The organism is Sabulibacter ruber (genome assembly GCF_017355955.1).
Taxonomy (GTDB): domain Bacteria; phylum Bacteroidota; class Bacteroidia; order Cytophagales; family Hymenobacteraceae; genus Nibribacter; species Nibribacter ruber_A.
Window position 1 is genome coordinate 1 of the sequence record NZ_JAFFID010000167.1, and the last position, 257, is coordinate 257.

Below are 257 nucleotides of genomic sequence, written 5' to 3' on the forward strand. Positions count from 1 at the left end.
GTTGAACGTCCATTCCCCGGTTTCCGCGTCATCAAGGGTGCGATACGCTCCCACTGATCATCCCTCAGCACCAAACGTTCTTTCGCTCCCAAGACCGTCTCCTAAAGAACGGTCTTGAATCATATTTCTTCGACGATGGAAATCCCAAGAGTCCACAGAACCTAGACGGAGGTGATAGCAGCAGGGGGCTTCTAGATTACCATTGTAAGGACATCGGCGGACCTATTACCGAAAAAGCGCGTCTGCCGTGTTCCATC

1 pseudogene is annotated in these 257 nt (G+C 51.8%); it reads right to left on the reverse strand.

Annotated elements, in window-relative coordinates:
• Positions 1-92: pseudogene (locus tag JT719_RS24895) on the reverse strand (IS5/IS1182 family transposase); the annotation flags it as partial.
• Positions 93-257: the final 165 nt, after the last annotated feature.